Source organism: Pseudomonas sp. PvP025 (assembly GCF_017832155.1).
Taxonomy (GTDB): Bacteria; Pseudomonadota; Gammaproteobacteria; order Pseudomonadales; family Pseudomonadaceae; genus Aquipseudomonas.
This window is the reverse complement of record NZ_JAFIBJ010000001.1, coordinates 4,637,674-4,658,052: the sequence shown is the minus strand read 5'-3', so window position 1 is coordinate 4,658,052 and position 20,379 is coordinate 4,637,674. Positions and strand designations below refer to the sequence as shown.

16 protein-coding genes are annotated in these 20,379 nt (G+C 61.2%); 10 read left to right on the top strand and 6 right to left on the bottom strand.

Features of this window, described 5'->3' with window-relative positions:
• Positions 1 to 19 precede the first annotated feature (19 nt).
• The 7 genes from urtE to ureC all read left to right on the top strand — a co-directional run bounded on the left by urtE (position 20) and on the right by ureC (position 5,149).
• On the top strand, positions 20 to 718 hold the full coding sequence (gene urtE, locus JOE32_RS20175; protein ID WP_209988035.1) for an urea ABC transporter ATP-binding subunit UrtE: 699 nt from the start codon (positions 20 to 22) through the stop codon (positions 716 to 718).
• Between the two features lie 31 nt (positions 719 to 749).
• A complete protein-coding gene (locus JOE32_RS20170) occupies positions 750 to 1,589 on the top strand; it encodes an urease accessory protein UreD (RefSeq protein WP_209988034.1) in 840 nt (279 codons plus the stop codon).
• Positions 1,590 to 1,669: 80 nt separating this feature from the next.
• Complete coding sequence (ureA, locus tag JOE32_RS20165) at positions 1,670 to 1,972, top strand: urease subunit gamma (RefSeq protein ID WP_003171437.1); 303 nt, start codon at positions 1,670 to 1,672, stop codon at positions 1,970 to 1,972.
• Positions 1,973 to 1,982: 10 nt separating this feature from the next.
• Positions 1,983 to 2,495 (top strand): GNAT family N-acetyltransferase, encoded by a 513-nt coding sequence (locus tag JOE32_RS20160; RefSeq protein ID WP_209988033.1) that lies wholly within the window; start codon positions 1,983 to 1,985, stop codon positions 2,493 to 2,495.
• Positions 2,496 to 2,500: 5 nt separating this feature from the next.
• A complete protein-coding gene (locus tag JOE32_RS20155) occupies positions 2,501 to 3,034 on the top strand; it encodes a GNAT family N-acetyltransferase (protein WP_209988030.1) in 534 nt (177 codons plus the stop codon).
• A complete protein-coding gene (locus tag JOE32_RS20150) occupies positions 3,031 to 3,336 on the top strand; it encodes an urease subunit beta (RefSeq protein ID WP_003236142.1) in 306 nt (101 codons plus the stop codon). Before JOE32_RS20155 ends, JOE32_RS20150 begins: the two co-directional genes overlap by 4 nt.
• A gap of 112 nt (positions 3,337 to 3,448) precedes the next feature.
• Complete coding sequence (ureC, locus tag JOE32_RS20145; RefSeq protein WP_209988027.1) at positions 3,449 to 5,149, top strand: urease subunit alpha; 1,701 nt, start codon at positions 3,449 to 3,451, stop codon at positions 5,147 to 5,149.
• 48 nt (positions 5,150 to 5,197) lie between these two features.
• Here ureC and JOE32_RS20140 read toward each other — a convergent pair whose 3' ends face one another.
• Both JOE32_RS20140 and JOE32_RS20135 read right to left on the bottom strand, forming a co-directional pair.
• Entirely contained in the window at positions 5,198 to 12,187 is a 6,990-nt protein-coding gene (locus tag JOE32_RS20140) for a DUF6543 domain-containing protein (RefSeq protein WP_209988023.1), read from the bottom strand.
• Positions 12,188 to 12,265: 78 nt separating this feature from the next.
• A complete protein-coding gene (locus JOE32_RS20135) occupies positions 12,266 to 13,207 on the bottom strand; it encodes a DnaJ C-terminal domain-containing protein (protein ID WP_209988018.1) in 942 nt (313 codons plus the stop codon).
• Between the two features lie 238 nt (positions 13,208 to 13,445).
• On the opposite strand from JOE32_RS20135, the gene JOE32_RS20130 reads away from it, so the two are divergent.
• Positions 13,446 to 14,714, top strand: coding sequence for an Hsp70 family protein (locus JOE32_RS20130; protein ID WP_209988014.1), 1,269 nt, complete (start codon positions 13,446 to 13,448; stop codon positions 14,712 to 14,714).
• Positions 14,715 to 14,803: 89 nt separating this feature from the next.
• Here the strand turns inward: JOE32_RS20130 and JOE32_RS20125 are convergent, their stop codons facing one another.
• From JOE32_RS20125 to JOE32_RS20110, 4 genes are all read right to left on the bottom strand, one after another.
• Positions 14,804 to 15,427, bottom strand: coding sequence for a GAD-like domain-containing protein (locus JOE32_RS20125; protein ID WP_209988010.1), 624 nt, complete (start codon positions 15,425 to 15,427; stop codon positions 14,804 to 14,806).
• A gap of 13 nt (positions 15,428 to 15,440) precedes the next feature.
• Positions 15,441 to 16,778: a DUF6861 domain-containing protein gene (locus tag JOE32_RS20120; protein WP_209988008.1), complete on the bottom strand. Its 1,338-nt coding sequence runs from the start codon at positions 16,776 to 16,778 to the stop codon at positions 15,441 to 15,443.
• Between the two features lie 337 nt (positions 16,779 to 17,115).
• Positions 17,116 to 18,129, bottom strand: a complete 1,014-nt coding sequence (locus JOE32_RS20115; protein WP_209988006.1) for an AI-2E family transporter — start codon at positions 18,127 to 18,129, stop codon at positions 17,116 to 17,118.
• 199 nt (positions 18,130 to 18,328) lie between these two features.
• Positions 18,329 to 18,628, bottom strand: a complete 300-nt coding sequence (locus tag JOE32_RS20110) for a PsiF family protein (protein ID WP_209988003.1) — start codon at positions 18,626 to 18,628, stop codon at positions 18,329 to 18,331.
• A gap of 122 nt (positions 18,629 to 18,750) precedes the next feature.
• Here JOE32_RS20110 and JOE32_RS20105 point away from each other — a divergent pair, with 122 nt between their 5' ends.
• On the top strand, positions 18,751 to 19,665 hold the full coding sequence (locus tag JOE32_RS20105; RefSeq protein WP_209988000.1) for a DMT family transporter: 915 nt from the start codon (positions 18,751 to 18,753) through the stop codon (positions 19,663 to 19,665).
• A gap of 88 nt (positions 19,666 to 19,753) precedes the next feature.
• Complete coding sequence (locus JOE32_RS20100) at positions 19,754 to 20,284, top strand: ferritin-like domain-containing protein (protein WP_209987997.1); 531 nt, start codon at positions 19,754 to 19,756, stop codon at positions 20,282 to 20,284.
• Positions 20,285 to 20,379: the final 95 nt, after the last annotated feature.

Here is a 20,379-nt window from a genome sequence, read left to right as displayed (position 1 = left end):
ATTTGAGGAGTATTTGAACATGCTGCAAGTCGACAAGCTGCACCAGTACTACGGCGGTAGCCACATCCTGCGCGGGCTTTCGTTTGACGTGAAGATCGGCGAAGTCACCTGCCTGCTCGGGCGCAACGGCGTGGGCAAGACCACCCTGCTCAAGTGCCTGATGGGCTTGCTGCCGGCCAGGGAAGGCGCAGTGAACTGGGAAGGCAAAGCCATCACCGGCTACAAGCCGCACCAGCGCGTGCACGCCGGCATTGCCTACGTGCCCCAGGGCCGGGAAATTTTCGCTCGATTGACGGTGGAGGAGAACCTGTTGATGGGGTTGTCGCGTTTTCCTGGCGCCGAGGCCAAGGAAGTGCCGGCGTTCATCTACGAGCTGTTCCCGGTGCTGCTGCAGATGAAACATCGACGCGGCGGCGACCTGTCCGGCGGGCAGCAACAGCAATTGGCAATCGGCCGCGCCCTGGCCAGCCGTCCGCGCCTGCTGATTCTTGATGAACCGACCGAAGGCATCCAGCCGTCAGTGATCAAGGAGATCGGCGCGGTGATCAGAAAACTCGCGGCTCGCGGCGACATGGCGATCCTGCTGGTGGAGCAGTTCTACGACTTTGCCGCCGAATTGGCCGACCAGTACCTGGTGATGTCGCGGGGTGAAATCGTGCAGCAGGGCCGTGGCGAAAATATGCAAAGCGAGGGTGTACGCGGCCTCGTAACCATCTAACCTGTGGCGTCCCGATACTAAGCCAGAAACCATGAACCTGCCCGTTTCCCCTGCCCTGTTCACCCCCAGCTGGCACGCCGCGCTGGACCTCGGCTACGCGCGTTTCGGCGATACCACGCGCCCGGTGATGCGCCGGCACAGCGGCCCGCTGCGCGTGCAAAAGCACCTCTACGCCGAAGGCCCCGAGGTGTGTCAGCACATCATCGTGCACCCGCCCGGCGGCATTGCCGGCGGTGATCGGCTGGATATCCGCGCCCACGTTGGCGACGGGGCGTGGGCACAATTGACCAGCCCCGGCGCCGCCAAGTGGTACCGCGCCAATGGTCCGGCGTATCAACAGCTCGAACTGACGGTGCAGGACGGCGCCACGCTGGAGTGGCTGCCCCAGGAAACCATCGTGTTCAGCGCCGCCCAGGCCGAGTTGACCACACGCATTGAGCTGCAGGGCGATGCACGTTTGCTCTACTGGGACGTGGTCGCCCTCGGTCGCCCGGCCAGCGACGAGCGCTTTGACCTGGGCCACTTCCAGTCGCACCTGGATATCCGCCGCGACGGCCAGTTGCTCTGGCATGAGCGCCAGCGCATTGTGGGCGCCGATGGCCTGCTCGACTCACCCATCGGCCTGGACGGGCAACCGGTGTTCGCCACCCTGCTGCTCACCGGCGACATCGATCCTGACTTACTTGAAGCCTGCCGCGCCCTGCCCCATGCGGTGCGCGGCGACCTGACCCAACTGCCCGGGCTGCTGGTGGCCCGCTGCCTGGCCAGTGAAGCACTGCAGGCGCGGGCCTGGTTGATTGATTTATGGCGTTTGCTGCGCCCGGCGGTGCTGGGACGGGAAGCGGTAGCACCGAGAATCTGGAGCACATGAAGATCAACACTGTGGGAGCAAGCCCCCTCCCACAGGGATCTCCAGTGTTTTTATGAATGTAGTCTGAAGGACCTTGAACCATGGATCTGACCCCACGGGAAAAAGACAAACTGCTGATCTTCACCGCCGGCCTGGTTGCCGAGCGCCGCCTGGCACGCGGGGTGAAGCTCAACTACCCGGAAACCATCGCCTACATTTCCGCTGCGCTGATGGAAGGCGCGCGCGATGGCCGCACCGTCGCCGACCTGATGCACTACGGCACCACCCTGCTCAGCCGCGAACAGGTGATGGAAGGCATCCCGGAGATGATTCCGGATATCCAGGTGGAAGCCACCTTCCCGGACGGCACCAAGCTGGTCACCGTCCACCAGCCCATCGCGTGAGAGGCCGGCCATGATTCGTGATGCCATTGAAAGCGACCTGTCGGCGATCTGCGCCATCTACAACGATGCGGTGCTCAACACCACGGCGATCTGGAACGAGCAACCGGTGGATCTGGCCAACCGCCAGGCCTGGTTCCAGGCGCGACAGGCCCTGGGCTATCCGATTCTGGTGTCGATCGAAAACGACGAGGTCACCGGCTACGCCTCGTTTGGCGACTGGCGGCCCTTCGAAGGCTTTCGCTACAGCGTCGAACACTCGGTGTACGTGCGCAACGACCAGCGCGGCAAAGGCCTGGGCCCACGGCTGATGGAAACCCTGATCGAACGCGCGCGCACCTGCGGCAAGTACGTGATGGTCGCGGCCATCGAAAGCGGCAACCTGGCCTCGATCCGCCTGCACGAACGCCTGGGGTTCGTCACCACCGGGCAGATGCCGCAAGTGGGCATCAAGTTCGGCCGCTGGCTGGACCTGACCTTCATGCAACTGGCCTTGAACCCGGGCGCCGAACCGCCCAAGGAGTGACATCGATGAGTACTGCGCAACTGCGTCGAGTCAATGCTGAAAGTTTTGCCCACTACCGCCTGGGGTTGATCGAGCTGTTGCTGGACGCGGTACAGCATGGCGCCTCGGTCGGCTTCATGGCCGACCTCGACGAGGCCCAGGCCCGCGCCTACCTGACCGGCGTACAGGCCAGCATCGAAGACCAGAGCCTGCTGCTGTGGGTAGTGGTGCGCGACGAGCAGGTGATCGCCAGCGTGCAATTGGCGCTGTGCCAGAAAGCCAACGGGCGCAACCGCGCCGAAGTACAAAAGCTGCTGGTACACAGCAGCGCGCGCCGCCATGGCCTGGGCCAGCAGTTGATGAACACGCTGGAACTCGCCGCGCGCCAGCACCGGCGCGGCCTCTTGTATCTGGACACCGAGGCCGGCTCCGGCGCGGAAGCTTTCTACCAATCGCTGCACTACACCAAAGTCGGTGAACTGCCCGACTACTGCCAAAGCCCGGACGGGCGCTACAGCCCGACCGCCATCTACTTCAAGACCCTGGGGCAACCTGCATGATTCCTGGTGAATATCAGATCCAGCCTGGCGAGATCGAACTGAATGTCGGCCGCCGCACCGTCACCCTGAGCGTGGCCAACAGCGGCGACCGGCCGATTCAGGTGGGCTCGCACTATCACTTTTTCGAGACCAACGACGCGCTGACCTTCGACCGCGCGGCAAGCCGGGGCATGCGCCTGAATATTCCGGCGGGCACGGCGGTGCGCTTTGAGCCGGGGCAGAGTCGCGACATCGAGTTGGTGGACTTGAGCGGTGGGCGGCGGGTGTTCGGGTTTGCCGGCCGAATCATGGGTGATCTTTAGGGCCTCATCGGGAGCAAGCCCCCTCCCACAGTTGAAATACGTTCCCCTGTGGGAGGGGGCTTGCTCCCGATAGCGGTTTCACATTCAACACATTTTTTCAGGGTTCACACACATGAAAATCAGCCGCCAAGCCTACGCCGACATGTACGGCCCCACCGTCGGTGACAAGGTCCGCCTGGCCGACACCGAGCTGTTCGTCGAAGTGGAACAGGACTTCACCGTCTACGGCGAAGAGGTCAAATTCGGCGGCGGCAAGGTGATCCGCGATGGCCAGGGCCAGAGCCAGTTGCTCGCCCACGAAGTGGTCGACACGTTGATCACCAACGCGCTGATCATCGACCACTGGGGCATCGTCAAGGCCGATGTGGGCCTCAAGAATGGCCGCATCCACGCTATCGGCAAAGCCGGCAACCCGGACATTCAACCCGGCGTGACCATGGCCATCGGCGCCAGCACCGAAGTGATCGCCGGCGAAGGCATGATCCTCACCGCCGGCGGCATCGACAGCCACGTGCATTTCATCTGCCCGCAGCAGATCGAAGAGGCGCTGACCAGCGGCGTCACCACCATGATCGGCGGCGGCACCGGGCCGGCTACCGGCACCAACGCCACCACTTGCACCTCCGGCCCCTGGCACCTGGCGCGCATGCTCCAGGCCAGCGATTCGTTCCCGATGAACATCGGCTTCACCGGCAAAGGCAACGCCAGCCTGCCCGAACCGTTGATCGAACAGGTCAAGGCCGGCGCCATCGGTTTGAAGCTGCATGAAGACTGGGGCACCACACCGGCCAGCATCGACAACTGCCTGAGCGTCGCCGACCAATACGACGTGCAGGTGGCGATCCACAGCGACACCCTCAACGAGTCCGGCTTCGTCGAAACCACCCTGGCCGCGCTCAAGGGCCGCACCATTCACACCTACCACACCGAAGGGGCCGGTGGCGGCCACGCGCCGGACATCATCAAGGCCTGCGGTTTCCCCAACGTGCTGCCCAGCTCCACCAACCCGACGCGACCGTTCACGCGCAACACCATCGACGAACACCTGGACATGCTGATGGTCTGCCATCACCTCGACCCGAGCATTGCCGAAGACGTGGCCTTCGCCGAAAGCCGCATCCGCCGCGAGACCATCGCCGCCGAAGACATCCTGCACGACCTCGGCGCGTTCTCGATGATCAGCTCCGACAGCCAGGCCATGGGCCGGGTCGGCGAGGTGATCACACGCACCTGGCAGACCGCCGACAAGATGAAAAAACAGCGCGGCCCGCTGCCCGGCGACGGCCCCGGCAACGACAACTTCCGCGCCAAGCGCTACATCGCCAAGTACACCATCAACCCGGCGATCACCCACGGCGTGAGCCATATCGTCGGTTCGATTGAAGTGGGCAAGTGGGCCGATCTGGTGCTGTGGCGTCCGGCGTTTTTCGGTATCAAGCCGACGCTGATTCTCAAGGGCGGCGCGATTGCCTCAAGCCTGATGGGCGACGCCAACGCGTCGATTCCCACGCCGCAGCCGGTGCACTATCGCCCGATGTTCGCAAGCTTTGGCAGTTCGCTGCACGCCACCAGCCTGACCTTTATCAGCCAGGCGGCGCAGGACGCCGGATTGCCCGAGGCCCTGGGCTTGAAAAAGCAGATTGCGGTGGTCAAGGGCTGCCGTGACGTGCAGAAAACCGACCTGATCCACAACGATTACCTGCCGGACATCGAAGTGGACCCGCAGACCTACCAGGTCAAGGCGGACGGCGTGCTGCTGTGGTGCGAGCCGGCCGAGGTGCTGCCGATGGCGCAGCGGTATTTCTTGTTCTGACTCGGCCTTGGCGACCCTGAATACCAGGCGGTGTTCAGGGCCGATGCCTCACGCAAATTTGTTCTTGATCATGTTTTCGGTGTAACCGTAATCCATCCGCAGTTCCACACCTGCCGGGATATCTTGCGTGGCAAACATCGTATTCAACCGATAGGTCGTTCTCTTGCCTGGCGCGCTGGTGGCGTGCTCGGCTTCCACCTGGAACGGCACGCACTCGACGTTGTACCCGCCGGTGGCCTGGCGTACCGGCGTGCCTTGAGCATCGTATTCGAAGTTCGTGTTGATCCTGGAGGTGATGGTGTCGCCGATGATAAAGATCGGATCGGCGCGAAACGCGCCGGCATCCGGGAGCATTTTATAGGCAACGACCATGCCGAACGTGCTCTCCGAGCGCACCGACATGTCGTAGGGGATCACCACCCCGCCGTACAGGCCGATGATTTCGCCCTTGGCGATCCGCCGGTTGGCCACCACCATGGACTGCCCGATCAAGGCTTTTTCTCCGGGCACTTTCACGTCATCGGCGGTGAACGTGCGCCATTGCAGTTTCTCTTCATACAAGGCCGCCACGCGCTCATACCCTTCAAAGCGGATGTAGGGTTTGATCTGGGTCGAGGCATAGGTCGTCCCGGCGTCCATCCGGGCCTCTCGCTCCAGACTGCGGATACGAATCGGCCGACCTTGCAGGTCCCTGAGAGGATACTTGCCGTTGTTGGCCCGGTTGTAGCGCCCCAGCACGTTCTTCTGAGCCGAAAAGTGCACGGCCTGACGCATGAAGGCGAGTTCGTCAGCGCTGTAGGGCGTGACCGGCATGGACTCCGACGCAGACTCGTACTCGTCCTCGGAAACGCCCCCGCCTTTGAGGCCCCTGCGCTTCCACACCCCCGCCGCATCCGGCTTGGCGATGATGCCGCTGTTGGCCAGTTCATAAGGATTGTCCGAGCGTTGCACGCGCAACAGATAATGCTGCCCATCCCCGGCGTCCGGCAGGCTTGCGATGAAATACTGTTTGCCCTCGAATTCGATGGCCTGGGCGTTCGAAAACTGCAAGGTGAGCTGACTGAACACCGGTTCGTTCAAGGTTTGAAGCGGCTCCCTGGGGAGCAGGTGCGCGGCGATCTCCTGGCGGGTCAGGGTGTCGATCAGCGCGGCATCATCAATCGCCAGTTGGGCTTGCAGCGCCCTGGCCTGCGTGTCGTAGGCCGCTTCGGCCAGGGTGCCGTCAGAAAACCTGTCGTGCAAAGCCGCCATCCGGTCCTGATACGGTTTGCTCTGTGCCTCGAACCGGGGCCGATATTTCTGCGTCACGTAGTCCTGCCAGAATTCCCGGGCCAGCAAGGCCTGGAACATCTGCGCCGAATTATCCAGTGCCACAACGCGGGTGTAGGCAGCGTCCAGCATGGCCGGGGTTACGTTGCCCAACTGGGTGAACTTGACGTCCAGGGGTTGCCCAGGCAGTTGCAGGCGGTCCTTGAGGCCGTAGCGATAGGCCAACCTGATTTCAACCTCCTCCAATAGCGCCAGGCGCGTGTATTTTTCGGCCGCCGTCAACGCCGGGTCGGCATTGATCGTGGCGCGACGTTGATCAATATCGCGCAGGGCAATCCGCTCAACCTCGTCCAGGCGCAGCAATCCCCTGGACAAGCTCGACAGCGCCACGCCCTGGGTCGCGTCCAACGCCTGGAGCCGGGCCTTGTCGACCAGCGACATGACTTCCAGGTTACTGAACGACAACGCCGCCCGGTCGCAGCATGCCGCCCTGCCCGCCCACTCGAACATTTGCGCGCGCAGGCTTTCCGACTGGGTGGAGTTGGCCGTGATGGAATCGATCACCGCCCAGACGCGGCGCTGCAGGTCTTCCTGCCCGTCGACAGTGGTTTGCAGGTCCCGGAGCATGTCGAAGAACCCTTGCGAGCCGGTCTGCCCACGCAGGCCTTGCCACTGGATCTGGCGGGCGGCCGCCTCGGTTTCGGACAGGCCGACGGCCCAACGCCGAAAGACCGCATCGTTGCCCCCACTCCGCGCCACTCGCCCCGTGCTGCGCGGCGCTGTAGCGACCAGCCGGTTCGGGCGCTCCGGCGAAGCCAGGCCCGCGCGTTCAAGCCGCTCGCCGTAAGCGCGTGTGGCCTGCAAGGTCGCGTCGGTCCAGGGGTTGTCGCTCGCATCCGTCACGTTGTTGACCCGCGCGGTGGTTGCCAGTTGTTCGTCGGAGGGCGCGATGATCGAGGCGGGAATGGTCGTTAGCCGGTTGCCTGAAAGGTTTATCCCGTCGAGCAAGGGTTGCTCAAGCAAACCCGCCGGCCAGGTCTCCAGACCAGTGTGCGCCAGGTTGAGGGAGCGCATATCGGTGATTTGAGTGAAGTCGGGGGTCAAGCCCAGGTCGTTGTAGCTCAGGTCCAGGGCGCGCAAGGTGACGCGCTCAGACAGAATGCCGGCCGCCTCGGGACTCAGGCGAATACTGTTGAATTGCAGGAACAAGCGCGTCAAGCCGTGCATTTGGCCCAGGGCTGGCGGTAGTTCTCGCAGGTGGTTGCCCGACAAATCCAGCCAGCGCACCCCGCGATAGCGCGAGAGAAAGCCCTCCGGGGAGGTGGTCAGGTTCATGTTGTTCAACTTGAGCGAGCCCACATGGCCAAGGTCCGCTTCCAGGTCAGGCAGGCTTGGCAGGTTGAGGCCGCTGAGGTCCAGCTCCAGGCCAATTGGCGTGCCATCGGTGGCCAGCATCTGCGGGGTTTCCTTGCGCCAGCAGCGCAAAATGCGTTCCCGGGCTTCGTAGCGTCCACTGTGCACCGCCATAGTCATTTGCCATTGCTGCGGCCTGACATAACGCTGCTGCGCGCCCACACCCGAGAACGTCCAGGCGTCCAGTTGAGATTCGAGCAGATTGAACTCGCGCTCCAGCGCGATCAACTCGGTGCCTGCGCCGGTCCCCAGCTTCCAGATAAAGTCCCTGATCTGCTGGGCGCTGTAGTTCGGGTAGAGCCTGCGCATGATCGACTTGCCCGTGCCCATGCCGCTATCGAAAGCGTCGTGCAGTGCACCGGCGGCCAAGTCGGGACGGGACTCACCCAGACGCTTCCAGTAAGCATCGAAGACTCGCCAGTAGTCCCCGGGAAATGGGTTGCCGTCCAGCAACGTGACACGGTTGATCCTTGCCATGGTTTCGACTTGTTCAGGCGGCGGGTTCACGTGTGCCTCGGGAACCTGGCGCAGGTTATTGTTGCGCAGGTCCAGAAGTTCCAGCGAGGGCGACAAGCCGGTTGGCCACCGCTCCATCTGCGTAGCATTGAGCGTGACGCGCTTGAGCGCGGGCATCGTACTGAAATCGAGAGGTACGCCCAGCGGATTATGGCCCAGGTTGAGCGTTTCCAGGCTGGTGAGCGAGTTCAGCGCCGTCGCGCTTTGCGGGGTAAGGCGAATGTCATTGCCCTCCAGTTCCAGCGAGGTCAGGGCCTTCATGTCGGCGACGGCCAAAGGGACATCAGCCAGAGCACCGCTCACCTTCAAATGCTTGAGATGAGTGAAGTTTTTTAAAAACGTGTCGACACCGCCACCTGCGCCCACGTTATAGAGATCGAGCGTCTGGACATGGCTGAAGTCGCCGCTGATGGCCGGCAACTTTGCTGCTCGTGTGTTGAGGCTTAGATGCTCTGTCCTCCATCCCCGGCGCCAGCAATACAAAATATCCGAGGCCTCGCCAGCGATTAATGAAACCACAGAGGCAAAACCGCTGCCTGTGGGTTGCGGTGTATTTTCCTTGACCCAACGCTTCAACGTGCGCTCAAGCGTGTCCAGTTCAAGCTCGCGCCGAGCCAGGCTACTCGATACATCGCTACCCAGCGACTGAATGAATTCGGTGACCATCGCCTCACTGAACGTTGGAAACAGCCGGCGCACCCTCGCCTCGGGAGAACGCAGCACCTGCGCCGTCCTTGTGAGCAGTTGCCGGAAACCCGGGCCACCGCCGAGCAAGTGCAAACCACGATGGTAGGCCGGTTTGCGCACCGGATGTTTCAACAGGACCTGGCGCAGGGGCTCACGCGGCAACGGCGATTGCTGGATCGCTAGCTTGAGTTGCGAGGCATCGCTCAACCCCATCTGTTGCCACTGGGCAGGCGGCAATACCTCCCATGCCGCGCTGTAGAAATCCACGCCCAGCGGCGCTGAAAACAGTCCGTCGTCCTGCAATACCAACGCCTTGCCCAGCGGCGCGTCTGCGGCGCCGATGGCATCCAGCAGCGGCCCATCAGTCCGATAATGGCGCAGTTCCACACGCGTGCCGCTCGACCATCCTGGCACGGTTTGGAGCGTATGCAATGCCAGGCGATGGCTGTCGATCACGTTCAGCGTGTCCAGATGCAGCCCTTCGTAGGCGCGGGACACACGGGTTTCCTGTGCGCACCAGCGCATCTGCTCGGCGAGGGTGCCGGACAGCCGGCCGGTGGCGTGAAAGTGTTCCAGGGCAGCGGCGTCCAGGCCTTCGAGCATGTGCGCAGCCATTGGGGCGGAAAGCCCCGGGTAATCGGCCTGCACGCGTTGAACATTGGGATCGCTTGAGCGGGTGGAAGCTGCGTAGCGCTCGTCCATCAGGTTACCTTTGAGCTCGCCGACCGTGCGGGCAATGAACCTGCGCAACAGGCGCGCGCGCACCGACAACGGATCTTGAGGGGTACCGGGTATTTCCAGCAGTGACGGGTCAACACCTTGCAAGGTGTAGAGCACCCCGTCGAGCAGTTGGCCGCTGTCGAGCTCGGCCTGGCTGATCGGCGCAATGCGACGTTCGGCGGACGCTGGAGCGACGCTTTCCCAGAGCACTTTGCCGCTTGGGTCGAGCACCCGCAGGGATGAGCTTTGCGGCAGCATGCCGCGCCGCTGCATGATGTCGAGCTGCAGCGCCGGGTCTGCCTGTGCGTAGACCAGGGGATCGCTGCTGCTCATCTGCTCTACAAAGGTGCTGAGTTGCTGATGGATTTGGAAACGCTGGATCGTCTCGTCCAGCACCATCGGCAACGGCTCTTGGCTCATAAAGGTTTCGCGCAGGGTGGGCGCTTCGACGCCGCTGATGCGCACCTGATCCACGTAATGCTCCAGTCCAAGGCGCCGGTACAGCGTGTGCTCATCCCAGGTCAAGGGTTCTTCAACTTCATGGCTCCAGCCGCCCTGAGGGTGACGTGCGACTTTTGGCGTGTAGGCCTTGGGCCGCTTCGGGTGCTGGATGCGGTACTCGCCGGTCTGCGCGTCCGGGCTTACCTGATAGGACTTGCCCTCAATGGACAGCAACGTCTTGCCCTCGTGCACGTGCAGGCCAAGCGCATCGGGTTTGACGTCGGGTGCCGGTTTGATCGGTGACTCATAGGGTTCAAGGTCGGCCTTCCACAACATCCGCTTGCCCTTGGGCATCGTGACCGGTTTGTAGCGGTCCAGCACATTCACGTACTGGACATGGGGCAGTACTTTGGCGCCGCCAGCAAAGAACGCCGCATTCAGAGCCACCGAGGAAAAGTGTGCCCACATCTCGCGAACTTCGCCCTGCTCCGCCGCTTCGATGCCTTCGAAGACCTCACCGCACATTTGCGCAGCACCCACGGCCAGCATCACCGGGCCCAGCCCTGGCACAACGAAAGCCGCCAGGTTCAAGAAGCTGACCACCGCATCCAGATAGCTCTCCAGGCGTTCGTTGCGCGCCTTGATGTCTTCGTCGCCTGTCGGCACGGCAACCGCCCGGGCATCGCTGAGCGTCTTGTCGACAAACGCGTTGGCCTGGTGCGCCCACAGTGTTCCGGTAACGACCGCCTCGCCCAGGCGCAAGCGTTCCGAATCGGGCTGGTGCGGGAAGTCGAGGGACGCGGCGCTGTTATCGGCAGGTTGGTACAGTTTGTTGAATTGTTTAAAAAATGCCCCTTGGTCGCGCTTGGGTATAAAGCTGCTGAAAAAGCGCCGATAGGAAGCACTGTGCAGGCGCGTACGCAGGTCGGCCATGAAATCGGCGCTGGACGCATATTCCTTGAGGGGTTGCTGCGGGTCGTTGGGGATAAACACCAGCACCCGTTCACCACGGTCGCTGTGCAGGCGATCCGGGCCGATCAGAATGGGTCCGACCAGTCGGATATCGAAGACTTTCAAGGCGGCGAACGTCACCGGGCGGCCGTCCAGGTTGGCGCCGGGCGTCTCGGACAGCACGCGCTTGAGCATTTGGTAGGCTTCGTCACTCACGCCTGAATCCATTTCGCCGTTGCCTGGTACGCTGGCCACTTGCAGGTGCGCCATCTCAACGCTCACGGCCAGTTGTTGGCGGTAGTAATCCTGCAGGCGCTGCTGCACTTTATCGCGCTCGTACGTGACCGATGGGCGCAGCACGCTGTTGAGGTGTTCCAGATAACGCTCGCCCAGGTCAAGCGTGCGGCACAGTTTGGCGAAGGCATGCGGGGTGATGGGCACGGCCTGGCGCTGGAGTGCCTCGAACGGTGGACTGGCCTCGCCATCAAACCCGCTGTAGCGGGTAATAATGTGGCAATCGTCGCAGGCTGCAGGGATTTCTTCGTCGGGTTCGAAGTTGGCCAGCGCCGCTTCCAGCAATGAAACACCACGGTAGCGGTAGCCAAGCGCGGGGTCGTCCTGGCGCTCAAGGGTGAATGCACCAAACAGGTCGGTACGCCCGGTTGCATAGGCGTACTTCCTGGCGAAGTAGACGTTCTTGACATCCAGATCGAGGTTGAAGGTGCGCTTGATCGCCGCTGTCAGGGCCTCTTCGGCGAAGGCCTGGATATCGGTGATGTCGCCCAGCGTCTGCTCAAGCGCATTGAGCGCCTCGCGGTAGCGGGTGTGGTTGGCCTCCAGCACGCGCCGGGCCTGGGGCAGTGCCGCCCGATACCAACTGGGCAACTGGTGCAGTTCGTGGCTGGCGAGTTCTTGCTGGCGCCGGGTGCTGGCTTGGTTGAACCAATCGGGTACTCGCGCCTTGAGAAAGTCGTAGTGCGCGCCGCGCAGGTCGACATTGAAGACGCCATGGGTGGGGAGTGTGACAAGCTGAGGTGACATAAAGGGCCATCCTTGAAGGCTGTGAAAAAACAGCCTATCGAATGGCCCTGGCGGGAAAGCCTACCTATTTATCGGCGCTCAGAAATGCTCTCGCGGGTTGAACGCCGCTTTTTTGGCCAGCTCCTGCCACAACGCCTTGACCTCTTCGTCGCTGCTCTTTGGCATCACGGCCTTGAGCTGCACAAACAGATAGCCACGCTCGCCGGCCTTGTTCAGCAAGCCATGACCCCTGGCGCGCATGCGCTGGCCGTTCTGGCTGCCGGCCGGCACCTTGAGGTTGATTTTGCCGGTGAGGGTCGGCACCGCCACTTCCGTGCCCAGTGCCAGTTCCCACGGCGCCAGCGGCAGGTTGATGATCAGGTCGTTGCCATCCACTTCAAATTTTGGATGCGGCGCAAACCGGATGATCAGGTACAGGTCGCCATTGGCACCGCCACCGATGCCGGGCGCGCCCTGGGCCTTGAGGCGAATGCGCTCGCCGTCGGCCACGCCGGCGGGGATCTTCACGTTGAGGCTCTTGGTGGTGTTGCTGACGTGGCGACCGGAGGCGTCGTATTGCGGCACCTGGAAGCTGATCTGCTTGGACTCGGTGGCCAGTGTCTCTTCCAGCGAGACCGTCAGCTGCATCTCCACGTCCTGGCCCTTGCGCCCGGCAGGACGACGCTGACCGCCGCCAAAGCCGTCGCCGCGATTGCCGAAGATCGAGCTGAAGAAGTCGGAGAAATCCTCCGTTCCCGCGCCGCCACCGCCAAAGCCGCCACGGCTCTGCCAGCCCGGCGGGCCCTGGAACGGCTGGCCGTGCTGGCCATATTTGCGCAGCTCGTCGTATTCGGCGCGTTTGTCGGCGCTCTTGAGCGCTTCATAGGCTTCGGACGCGTCCTTGAATTTGGCTTCGGCGTCTTTTTCCTTGCTCACATCCGGGTGATATTTGCGTGCGAGCTTGCGATAGGCGGCCTTGATTTCCTTGTCATCGGCGCTCGGCTCGACACCCAATATCTTGTAGTAGTCTTTGAAATCCATCGGCGGTTCACCTTCCTTAAATCGAGACCGCACCGCCGGCTCTACACCGTGCGATGGTTTGCACATGTCGAGTGGTGTAGCCGGGGGTGCGTCAAAGTGTTATCGGCGAGTGCCGTATGCAGCAGATGTGGGGGCGAATCGCGCCGTTTCAAGCACTATTTAACGGATGGTCGGCCTACGCATCCGCCCCCGACTGGCATACACTGCGCGGCCGTTTTGCAACCGGAACCCGATAGACATGAAAAACCCAGCCCCAGCCCGTGCCTGCGGTATCGACTTCGGCACGTCCAACTCCACCGTCGGCTGGATCCGCCCCGGCGAGGAGACGCTCATTGCGCTGGAGGACGACAAGATCACCTTGCCGTCGGTGGTGTTCTTCAACTTCGAGGAGCGTCGCCCGGTATACGGCCGCCTGGCCCTGCACGAATACCTGGAAAACTACGAAGGCCGGCTGATGCGCTCGCTCAAGAGCCTGCTGGGTTCCAAGCTGATCAAGCACGACACCAGCGTGCTCGGCACCGCGATGCCGTTCACCGACCTGTTGGCGCTGTTTATCGGCCAGCTCAAGAGCCGCGCCGAAGCCACCGCTGGCCGCGAGTTCGAGGAAGTGGTGCTGGGCCGCCCGGTGTTCTTCGTCGACGACGACCCGATGGCCGACCAGGAAGCGGAAAACACCCTGGTGGACGTGGCGCGCGCCATCGGGTTCAAGGATATTTCGTTCCAGTACGAGCCGATTGCGGCGGCGTTTGACTACGAGTCGACCATCCAGAAGGAAGAGCTGGTGCTGATCGTCGACATCGGCGGCGGTACGTCGGACTTCTCGCTGGTACGCCTGTCGCCGGACCGCCGCCACAACGACAACCGCCAGAGCGACATCCTCGCCACCGGCGGCGTGCACATCGGCGGCACCGACTTCGACAAACAGCTCAGCCTGCAAGGGATGATGCCGCTGTTCGGCTACGGCAGCCGCATGAAAAGCGGCGCCTATATGCCCACCAGTCACCACATGAACCTGGCCACCTGGCACACCATCAACTCGGTGTACTCGCAAAAATCCCAGCTGGCATTGGGCAGCATGCGTTACGACATTGAAGACACCGGCGGCATCGACCGCCTGTTCAAGTTGATCGAACAGCGCGCCGGCCACTGGCTGGCGATGGAAGTGGAAGAAACCAAGATCCAGCTGACCCATGAAGACAGCCGCCATGTGGCGCTGGACCGCATCGAAAAAGGCCTGAGCGTGGACTTGAGCCGGGCTCTGTTCGAGTCGTCCATCGACAATTTGCTGGAACGTGTGCGCGGCAGTGTCACGCAGTTGCTCAATGACGCCTCGGTGAGCGTCGAGCAGGTGGACACGGTGTTCTTCACCGGCGGCTCCAGCGGCATCCCGGCGCTGCGCCACAGCATCTCTGCGATGCTGCCGAATGCGCGGCATGTGGAAGGGAACATCTTCGGCAGTATCGGCAGTGGTTTGGCGATTGAGGCGAGCAAGCGCTACGGCAGCTGATGTCCTGAGTGCGAGGCGGCTGCGCCGCCTTGTTCAGCACAGTGCTCCAGGCGCTGATGGGGCATTTGCTCCTGTAGCGCCAAATTTGATCAGAACTGAATATCGGAAAAACTATAGGGCTCAAGCCCGGCGAGCTGAGAGAGAAAGATAAGGTGCTCAACGGCCTTCACCTTTTCAAGATGATCAAGCGTGTCCGGGCCACCGAGCATCAATGCTGGAACGTAACCATACATCTCGTCGTGGCGTAAAGTGCCGAGCTTTTTCCTGGCGGGTTTGAAGAGATCGCCAAAGTCGTTGGATTTCACGCTTATGGACAGTAAAAAGTCCTGAAGTCTGCGATCCATTATTTCCGGTGTGGGTTCGAAGTCGTGGATAACGCACCGGGAAACAATGCTGCTTATCTTCAGGGAATATCCGGTCCTTTCGCCCCACAGGTACAGGCCGCCAAATGCACCGCGCGCAATCAAATGGTAAGTATCGTGCTGTTCAAGCTTCGTCCCCTCAATCCATGAAGCTACTACCCCCTCATATTCCTGCGGATTTACCAGCCAGAAAATTCCGTTTCCGTATCCGCACCAGCCGTGTTCAGCCCAGTACTCCAGCAGCTTGTCAGGCAGTTTGCCTCTGTAGCGCTCGATGCTTGATGCTGGCACTTCCTGTCGGTCGATAGGGTCACCCAGCTTCTCTATAAACCTTGCAAACACTTCGTCCACGGATGCCTCCTGTTCAGCACTTATGCAGTTTTACGTTAATAAAAGTTGATTTGCGCTGTGATTCTGGGATTTTCTCAGCAGCTTCTTTCAGGTTTTGAATTTTTGGCTTCCACTGCGGCCCTATGCTGGAATTGACTTGCCGATCACCAAAGTCGGCGATGACATCCTTCCCTCCAGCCCTCAGATCAGGATTATGGAGTGCGGCAAGGCTTGTCATCGTTTCCTTGGCTTTTTTGATTGCAGCTTCCTCCGCATCAGTGGGACTCAATTCTGCGAAGTCGAGTTGAAATCTCGCGCTCAACCTTTCCTCCAAGTCTCGTCGGGCCTGCCTGGCAGCTTTAGCACTGCGCTTCACCGGACTCGCAATATTCTCCAAATACTCCTCAATCGTCAGCCGATTCAACCCACCTTCCTGCCCCTTCAACTGCCGCTTGAATTCTCCCACCTTGTAAACCGGCAGCTTGTCCGCCTTGAAACACTCAACATTATGCAGCGCCATCCTGCCGGGCTTGACCACGGTCGGCTGTCTGGATTTTGCAGGAGTGGCTACCGGAGCAGGCTGCTGAGGCACATACGACCCAGTGTGCGATTTTGCCGTTTGCAGTTCCGGACGACTTTTCAGGGCTTCTTCATGTTTCAGTACCCAGGCGCCCAGTCGCTTGCCTTTGGCGCTGGCTTGCATTTGTTGGGCGAGGGCGTGCGCGTCGCCGCGACCGCGCGTGAGGTAGCTGACAATGGCGCCCAACAGCAGGATGACGGCTTCTACATGGCCCTTCGCGATTTCCTGGGAGGCGCAATAAATGGCGAAAGAATCGTCATGGCTATAGGCCGTCAGCCCCTCTTCACCACGCGGTGCGCCCCAGGCGGTGCGAATGCCCCTGAGGTAATACTCGGCAATTGCAGGCAATCCCTCGGCAAAGAACTCCGTCAGTGCGGCCAACCCAAGCACACTCAGGATCCCGCCGGCGACTTGCAAGCCCAGGGCAGCACCGGTGGCGCCCAGCGGAATGGCGCCGGCACCAGCGCCCAGCACGCCCACGCCGGCACCGATCACAGCACCGGTTAAAACGCTCCCGGCCACAATCATCGCCATTTGAGCGACGGCGTCGATCAAATCGTTAAGGACGCTGGATATGTCCAGGTCAGCGAAGCGTCGTCTCAAAAGATCGGCGGCTTCCCACTCGGCATGGATGAAAGCCGTTCTGATGCATTTAAGCCGACGCAGGTTAAACGCGAGAGAGGGAACAGACTCGTTGTACGCGGTACGAAAGCTGGCGCCTGGCTGATAACCCATTGCATGGGTCAAGCGTGACTCTATGTCGAACCAGGAAGGCACTGGCAATGCAAGCATTCACTGTCTCCAGCGTCCGCCCTGCCTGATCTTTATTAAGTTGGAAGAACCCAACTAACTCACGATAAGGATTGGCAGGTGTGCGGCTTAACGTTATTCGGTCGAGCAACTTACTGAGCCGAAGAAACTGCCGCCATAGGTAAACGCCGCAAAACAGTTAATTAGAACGTTCCTATAGTTCGCCATGAAATAAGTGTAAGAACGGTACTACAGCGATGCACAATTATAGAGTTGCCTTATATAGGCAGTCGAACCTGAAACTTCACGCCGTTGGCATAAGTAACTTAGTTTTTCAGGATTGGATAATGCCGCGTGCCAGTTGACCCGCGGCGCCCCTCTAAACCATCCCACCCAGCTTCAGCTCACTCTTGAGGTACGCATAGTAAATCGGCCCCGCCACCACGCCTGGCAAGCCGAACGCGGCTTCAAACACCAGCATCGCCAGCAGCAATTCCCACGATTTGGCACTGATCTGCCCGCCGACGATGCGGGCATTGAGAAAATATTCGACCTTGTGGATCACGATCAGGTAGCCCAGCGCGGCCAATGCCACCCAGATCGACAGCGACAGCGCGACGATGGTGATCAGGGTGTTGGACATGAGGTTGCCGATCACCGGCAGCAGGCCGAGCAGGAAGGTCAGCACGATCAGGGTTTTGGTCAGGGGCAGGTGGATGCCGCACAGCGGCAGCACCACGGCCAGGAAGATCGCGGTGAAAGCGGTGTTGAGCGCAGCGATCTTGATCTGCGCGAAAACGATGTTGCGAAAGGCCTGCACCAGCAGGTGCAGGCGGTCGAACAGCGCGGCGGCCAGGGGTTTGCGTTTGGTCAGGTCGGGCACGCGCTGCAGGGCAATGATGGCGCCGAGTACCATGCCGATCAGCAGGGTGACAAACATGTGCGCAGCGTCTTTGCCCACCAGTTGCAGTTCGCTCAGGTGCTTGCTGAGCCAGTCGCCGATGGCCACGCGAAATTCGGCGGCGCTGGCGGGCAGGTAGGCGTCGAGGAACGGCGGCAACTGGCCGCGTGCACGGTCAACCACGCCCATGAATTTGTCGAGAGAGGCGCCGGGATTTTCCGCTTCGTGCAGCAGAAAACTGATGGCGCCGGCGAAGATCAGCGCCAGAACGCTGACGATCAGCGTGCCGAGCAACGCCACCGCCAGCCAGCGCGCGCGGCGACCCTCTATCAGCCGCTGCAGTTGGGGGGTGAGCATGTTGACCAGTTCATAGACCAACAGGCCTGCCAGCAGGCTGGGCAGCAACTTCAGCGGCAGCACCAGCAGCAACCCGCCGAGAATAATGATGTAGCTGGCCAGCAATATCACGTGACGCTGAGAAAACGTTGGCATACAGCCTCAGAACGAACGGCGATAAAAGGATGGGCAGTCTGCCAGCCTTGAGGGAATCAAGCGAGGGGGATGCGATCAAGTGTGGGAGGGGGCTTGCTCCCGATGGCGGTAAGTCAGCCAGCACATCTTTTACCTGACATCCCGCTATCGGGGGCAAGCCCCCTCCCACACTCGATTGCCAGTGGCTACAAAAGCGTCGTCAGCCCTTGAGGCAGGTGCTCATGTAGGCCTTGCGCGCATCGCCGGCCAGCGCCTTGGTTTTTGCTGACGCGTTGCAGTCCTTCATCTTTTGCTGCTGCGGCGTGACAGCCTTGGCGTCATTGGCGGCCGGGGCCGACAGGCAGGTCTTCATAAAGGCCTTGCGCTCGTCGCCCTTGAGGGTCTTGGTAGTGGCTTCGGCGTTGCAGGTGGTCATCTTGTTTTGCTGGGCAGTGGCGGCAAAGCCTTGGGAACACAGCAAAAGTCCCATCATCAGCAAAGGAATACGCAGCATCTTCATGGAGTTTTCTCCCGGTTACCGCGCCGACGGGCACGGCCTTGGCAGAGTGTAGTCAAACCCTGTTACACCTTCCTGCGCGGACGGTGGATAATCCTCGCCCATCCATCTATACGGCGATGTTCATGCAATACGCGTATCCCCTGCTGGCCATTTTTATCTGGGCCGGCAACACCGTGATCAACAAATTGGCGGTGGGCTCGATCTTCCCGGCCGAAATCGGCTTTTACCGCTGGTTGCTGGCGGCGCTGCTGTTCACCCCGTTCATGCTTAAACCGGTGATTGCCCACTGGCCGTTAATCCGCCCTAACCTGGGCAAGGTCTTCGTGCTGGGCGTGCTGGGCATGGCGGTGTATCAGAGCCTGGCCTATTACGCAGCGACGCTGACCTCGGCGACCAACATGGGCATCATCCTGTCGCTGATGCCGTTGATGGCGCTGACTGCCGCGATTATCAGCCTGGGCCAGCGCCTCACGTACGGCGCGCTTGCCGGGGCGGTGCTGTCGTTTGGCGGCGTGGTCGTGGTGGTGTCGTCCGGCAGCCTGGGCGCGCTGCTGCAACACGGGGTCAACCTGGGCGACGGCATGATGCTGGTGGCCACCCTGGCCTACGCGGTCTACAGCACCCTGCTGAAAAAATGGCAACTGCGCCTGCCGCCTTTGGTGTTGTTGTACTTGCAGGTGCTGGTGGCGGTGGTGGTGCTGTTTCCGCTGTTCCTGTTCTCGCCCAAAACAGGGTTGGGCTGGGCGAACATTCCACTGGTGCTGTACGCCTGTTTGCTGGCCTCGATGCTGGCGCCGCTGGCGTGGATGCATTCGGTGAAGACCCTGGGCCCGAGCCGCACAACGCTGTTTTTCAACCTGCTGCCGTTGATCACCGCGCTGATTGCAGCGGTGGTGTTGAAAGAAGAACTGGCGCTGTATCACCTGCTGGGCGGCTTGCTGACCCTGGGCGGGGTGATCCTGTCGGAGCGCTGGACGACACCGGTGAGCCAGAACCGTCAGCCAGGCCCTCGTGACACATCCGGTAAAATCCGATAAAACTTTTTGCCCTGGCCGCGACTCACAACCTGTAGCGATCACGCCGACAGAGCGTGGCGTACAACCGGATTAGCACCAGGAGATTGAGATGACCGAAGCAAACTTGACTGACGTTGCGACCCTGCGCAGCCGCGCCCGCCAGAACGTCGAAAACGGTGCCGTGACCGAAGGCTACAACGCCGACCGCGAAGAGATCATTCGCCTGCTCAACACATCGCTGGCCACTGAGCTGGTGTGCGTGCTGCGCTACAAGCGTCACTACTTCATGGCCAGCGGCATCAAGGCCTCCGTTGCCGCCGATGAATTCCTCGAGCACGCGACCCAGGAAGCCGAACACGCCGACAAACTTGCCGAGCGCATCGTGCAACTGGGCGGCGAGCCGGAGTTCAACCCTGACCTGCTGTCGAAAAACTCCCACGCGCAGTACGTGGCGGGTAATTCGCTGAAGGAAATGGTCTACGAAGACCTGGTGGCCGAGCGAATTGCCGTGGACAGCTACCGCGAAATCATCCAGTACATCGGCGACAAGGATCCAACCACCCGCCGTCTGTTTGAAGAGATTCTGGCTCAGGAAGAAGAGCATGCCGACGATATGGCGGACATTCTCGAAAGCCTGTAAGTCGTCGCACGAAAAAGTCGCACGAAAAAGAGGGGGGAGAGCCGGTTAAACGGCTCTCCCCTCTTTTTTTGCCACACCGAAAATAAACGGTGGGA

What these genes read in the sequence shown, in the direction of transcription:
- urtE (WP_209988035.1), top strand. Translation starts at nt 20, where the DNA reads ATGCTGCAAGTCGACAAGCTGCACCAGTACTACGGCGGTAGCCACATC.
- JOE32_RS20170 (WP_209988034.1), top strand. Translation starts at nt 750, where the DNA reads ATGAACCTGCCCGTTTCCCCTGCCCTGTTCACCCCCAGCTGGCACGCC.
- ureA (WP_003171437.1), top strand. Translation starts at nt 1,670, where the DNA reads ATGGATCTGACCCCACGGGAAAAAGACAAACTGCTGATCTTCACCGCC.
- JOE32_RS20160 (WP_209988033.1), top strand. Translation starts at nt 1,983, where the DNA reads ATGATTCGTGATGCCATTGAAAGCGACCTGTCGGCGATCTGCGCCATC.
- JOE32_RS20155 (WP_209988030.1), top strand. Translation starts at nt 2,501, where the DNA reads ATGAGTACTGCGCAACTGCGTCGAGTCAATGCTGAAAGTTTTGCCCAC.
- JOE32_RS20150 (WP_003236142.1), top strand. Translation starts at nt 3,031, where the DNA reads ATGATTCCTGGTGAATATCAGATCCAGCCTGGCGAGATCGAACTGAAT.
- ureC (WP_209988027.1), top strand. Translation starts at nt 3,449, where the DNA reads ATGAAAATCAGCCGCCAAGCCTACGCCGACATGTACGGCCCCACCGTC.
- JOE32_RS20140 (WP_209988023.1), bottom strand. Translation starts at nt 12,187, where the DNA reads ATGTCACCTCAGCTTGTCACACTCCCCACCCATGGCGTCTTCAATGTC.
- JOE32_RS20135 (WP_209988018.1), bottom strand. Translation starts at nt 13,207, where the DNA reads ATGGATTTCAAAGACTACTACAAGATATTGGGTGTCGAGCCGAGCGCC.
- JOE32_RS20130 (WP_209988014.1), top strand. Translation starts at nt 13,446, where the DNA reads ATGAAAAACCCAGCCCCAGCCCGTGCCTGCGGTATCGACTTCGGCACG.
- JOE32_RS20120 (WP_209988008.1), bottom strand. Translation starts at nt 16,778, where the DNA reads ATGCTTGCATTGCCAGTGCCTTCCTGGTTCGACATAGAGTCACGCTTG.
- JOE32_RS20115 (WP_209988006.1), bottom strand. Translation starts at nt 18,129, where the DNA reads ATGCCAACGTTTTCTCAGCGTCACGTGATATTGCTGGCCAGCTACATC.
- JOE32_RS20110 (WP_209988003.1), bottom strand. Translation starts at nt 18,628, where the DNA reads ATGAAGATGCTGCGTATTCCTTTGCTGATGATGGGACTTTTGCTGTGT.
- JOE32_RS20105 (WP_209988000.1), top strand. Translation starts at nt 18,751, where the DNA reads ATGCAATACGCGTATCCCCTGCTGGCCATTTTTATCTGGGCCGGCAAC.
- JOE32_RS20100 (WP_209987997.1), top strand. Translation starts at nt 19,754, where the DNA reads ATGACCGAAGCAAACTTGACTGACGTTGCGACCCTGCGCAGCCGCGCC.